3 protein-coding genes are annotated in these 4575 nt (G+C 45.4%); all 3 read right to left on the minus strand.

From position 1 onward, the window contains the following. Positions 1 to 1242: glycosyltransferase (locus GVY04_01360; protein NBD14822.1), on the minus strand; the 1242-nt coding region annotated here is incomplete at its 3' end. A 21-nt stretch (positions 1243 to 1263) separates the two neighbouring features. After that, positions 1264 to 2538, minus strand: coding sequence for a glycosyltransferase (locus tag GVY04_01365; GenBank protein ID NBD14823.1), 1275 nt, complete (start codon positions 2536 to 2538; stop codon positions 1264 to 1266). Between the two features lie 419 nt (positions 2539 to 2957). Next, a partial coding sequence (gene recG, locus GVY04_01370) for an ATP-dependent DNA helicase RecG (GenBank protein ID NBD14824.1) occupies positions 2958 to 4575 on the minus strand: 1618 nt, incomplete at its 5' end.

The raw sequence follows: 4575 nt of genomic DNA on the forward strand, positions 1-4575 counted from the left end.
ATCAACTGAGTTCAATTGCGACGGCATTTGAAAAAGCTGACGTAATAATGCCGCATTGACCTCAATATCAAATTCAGATGCCATTAACTGACGCGCTGCTGTAGCCAACTGAACCCGTAAAGTCGGATTCTCTAACAGGCTTTGCAGTGCTAACGCTAATGCCGCAGCATCCTGTTGAGGCACAAGCAAGCCTGTTTCTTCGTGACGAATTAATTCAGGCAATCCTGTAACATCGGTTCCCACACAAGGGGTTCCTAACGCCATCGCTTCTAATAAAACGGTCGGTAAGCCATCCCGATTCCCATCCTTGCCAATCCTGTAAGGGGCAGCAAAAACTGCAGCTTGTTGCACTAATTCAAACACCTCATTTTGCGGACGCGCCCCCACCAGAAACACTTGTTCAGTTAAACCCAACGCCGCAATTTGAGCACTTAATTCGGGTTCTAATTCACCCGTACCGACAATTTGACATTGGAAATGACAATGCCATGCCTTGAGTAATCCACAAGCCTCAATTAAAATTGGCAGTCCTTTCTTCTCCACCAAACGTCCCACAGAAATAATCAAAGGCGGACGCTTTTCGGGAGAGACATAGGGAAATTGTTTTAAATCCAGCCCATTATAAATACGCTGTACTTTATCTGCTACTACTCTGTACACTTGCTGTAAATAGCGACAATTATAATCACTGACCGTCGCCACTGCTGCACTGTCCCTAATTTTGCGCGTCATATCTTCAGGATCGACACTATCGTGAAAAATATCCTTAGCATGGGCAGTAAAGGTGTAGGAAATATCAGCAAAATGGGCTGCTAAACGAGCAACACTAGTCGCCACTGAACCAAAATGGGCGTGTAAGTGAGTGATGTCTTGCAAGCGCACTTCTCGCGCTAACCAGGCAGCTTGATAAACCACACTCGCTTGTTCTCCCAGGGCAAAGCCCAACTTACGCCAAAAATCAGGAATTACCAAAGCCACTTCTTGTAATTCTGCCCAAAAATAACTCGCTGGGGTTGGCGCTAAACTATTGAGAGACTGACTGATTCGTCCTTGGATTGGCTTGCGAATATAAGTGACAGGGGCACGAACTTTGGCAATAATATTTTGAAAATGACTATCACAGGTTGGGCGTAGAGCAAAAATCCGAATATCCACGCCAACTGCTTCATGAGCTAAAATTTCATTGACAACAAACGTTTCCGAATAGCGGGGATAACGCTTGAGAATATAACCGACTCGCATAGATGGTTGTTGCACGTTCCTTTATTGATGATTAACGACAGAGGGAAAATATTCAGCCGGTTCTTCGAGCATTTCTGCCAAAAATTGGGGAATCCGCTCTAAACCGCGAAAGTCTATCTTTTGACGAATGTTGGGAGCTGATTTTTCTTGATGTAACCAGGTACTCAAGGATTGAGGACTCAAGTGATCGGGATGTAGCATATCCACCAATCCCAGTTTCTTGAGCAGTTGGACCCGAATTAGTTGTTCTTGTCGGGGTCGTACCCGAGGAACAATGAGCGCTTGTTTCTCAAAGGAGAGAATTTCACAAGTGGTGTTGTAGCCTCCCATGGCAATGACCCAATCTGCCCGTTCCAAAAATAGAGCGGGTTCAGCCACATACTCGAAGACACTCAAATCAGAACGCAGGTCAGCATAAGCCTGTATCTGCTGGCGCTGTTGTTGGGGCATCATCGGACCGGTAATAATCACGCCATGGGTGTGGGGAGGAAATTTGGTTTTTACGAATGCTTCGGCTAATTGACCGCCATCTTGCCCTCCTCCGAGGAGACATAAAGCTAAACGTTCATTGGGAAGATTCAAGGTTTCCTGTAACTGTTCTTGGGTGACAAACTGTAGGGTGGATCGTCGATCTAGATAGCCTGTGTAACGAAATTTAGCCGTTAGATCAACGCTCAAACCATAGTCTTGAATTGGGTTATAAATCTTGGGGTCACCATAAACCCAAACAGCATCATAATAGCGACGAATGGCATCTTTGTGATTACTGCGTTGCCAACTGCGACGAATCACCTTCGGTTCATCTAAAACATCTCGTAAACCAAGAATGCAGCGGGTTTGGGTCTGAGTGCGCAAGTATTGTAACGTTGCGTTGAGTTCTCCCATTGCTCCTCTCGGGACGTTATCGACAATTAAAACATCGGGCTGAAAGGTTTGGACGGCTGTCCGAATAATCTGTGATCGCAGGGTGATTATTTCCTTTAAAGTCAGATCCAATCGCCTGGCTTGATATTGTCCATTCGTGTTTTTATAGAGAGCAGGCAACGTTAAGTAATCAATCCCAGCAGGAGTTTGCAACGGGTTACCGTCTCTCATCCCACTAATCAATAAAATATCGGCATTAATAGCAGAAATCCCCAAAGTTTGGGCAATAAGTAAATTACGGCGCTTATGTCCCAAACCCATGGTGTCGTGGGAATAGAGAATGATGCGCCACTTACGTTGCTGAGAAGATTTCTTTTTGAGCAGTTGAAGAGATTCAAGGGGATGCAGCGGATGAGATTGCAGAATTGACATGGGCTTGAAGGGGTAGTGAGTCGATGAACCTGGTCAATGAGGAAGGATAATGTTGATCATTTGTCCTTCGCATGAAAAAATAAGGATGTTGTACCTAAAACTTTCTCAATGATTGGGAGCTTAATCTCTAAGTTAGTTTTGAGGCAAGCGCTAGAACTACAATCAAAAAATTATCAATATGTTAACTAAAGTTTAATAACGGATTAAGAATAGTTTAATCGTGACAGATTACTGTGAAGAGTCTATGAAACATTGATGAGAAAATTTTCATGATGCTTCAGTGCTTGCCAAACTCTAGATTGGCTTTTATCTGGGCGGGGAATGCCAATAGTGTTGAAATTCTAGTTTTGTCGGTAGAATGATCAGGTTTCTGAATCTAACCCTATATTTTCCAGTTAGGGCATCTTCAACGGTTCTGTCTAAGCCAAAATCGTGCCACCCATAAGCTTCAAATAGCGCCGTTCTAACTCTTTTTTCAAACGGGGATAGTCCTCTAAGTTTTGATTCGTAAAGATTAACTTTTCTGCAGCTTCTCGGGCTAAGACTAAAACTTCTTGATCTTCGACTAAACTCGCCAACGCAAAATCTGGCAGTCCTGACTGACGCTTCCCTAATACTTCTCCAGGTCCACGAAAACGCATATCCATTTCGGAAATAAAGAAGCCATCCCGCGATTGTTCTAACACCCCTAAGCGTTGTTTGGCGGTATCGGTTTTCGAGCCACTAATTAAAATACAGTAGGATTTATGGTCTCCCCGTCCCACTCTTCCCCGCAGTTGGTGCAGTTGCGATAAGCCAAAGCGTTCCGCGTTTTCAATTAGCATCACGGTGGCGTTCGGAACATCCACTCCCACTTCAATGACAGTGGTGGAAACAATCACTTGCGTTTCATTGTCCCGAAACGCATTCAACGCTTCATCTTTTTCTTGGGAACTCATCCGCCCGTGGAGTAAACCGACCTTAAACTCAGGAAAAATGCTGTCTTGGAGTTTTTTCTGTTCTTCAATGGCGGAACGAACATCTAATTTTTCTGATTCTTCGACTAAGGGTAAGACAATATAGGCTTGTCTTCCTTGGGCAATTTCGCGCCGAATTAACTCATACGCCTGACGACGATCTTTCCCGGATAGGGCTGTAGTTTGAATGTCTTGTCGTCCCGGAGGCAGTTCATCGATTTGGGACACATCTAAGTCGCCATGGAGGGTTAAGGCAAGGGTGCGAGGAATCGGCGTTGCGGTCATACTCAGGACATGGGGAGAATGACCTTTATCTAATAATCGCGCGCGCTGTTGCACCCCAAAGCGATGTTGTTCGTCGATGACCACTAAGCCTAACCGTTGGAAGTTCACCGGATCTTGAATTAGGGCATGAGTTCCGACGAGTAGGGGCAGTTCTCCCGTTTCTAACTGTTGATGAATTTCCCGTCGCTTTGCGGTTTTCGTTGATCCGGTCAGCAGTTCGACGGGTAAATGCAGCAAGTTGAACCAACCCACGAGTTTACGATAATGTTGTTCTGCAAGAACTTCGGTTGGTGCCATTAACGCCGCTTGATATCCTGATTGAATCGCAGCCAGAATCGCAAAAACAGCCACCACGGTTTTTCCTGACCCGACATCTCCTTGTACGAGGCGGTTCATGGGGGTTTCGGAATTTAAGTCTTGGAGAATATCACTGACGACTCGTTGCTGGGCATTGGTGAGTTGAAAGGGTAGAACTTCCTTAAATTGGTCAATGAGTTTGCCGGTAGGGTTGAGGATGACACTTTGCTGCGTCTCTTTTTGTTGTTGACGACGACTGAGAAAGCCCAGTTGCAAGAAGAAGAATTCATCGAAAATTAAGCGCCGTCTGGCGTGGGCAAGGGTATCATGATCCGGGGGAAAGTGGAGGTTACTCACTGCTTCTGGAAGGGAAAGGAAACCATACTGTTGACGCAAGTGAGAAGGAAGCGGATCTTTGAGTTTTTGGGCTGCCGGTAAAACAGTCATCACGGCTTTACGAATCACATCGGCGGAGACACCTTCAGTGAGAGGATAGACC

It is taken from the genome of Cyanobacteria bacterium GSL.Bin1 (assembly GCA_009909085.1).
Lineage (GTDB): Bacteria > Cyanobacteriota > Cyanobacteriia > Cyanobacteriales > Rubidibacteraceae > Halothece.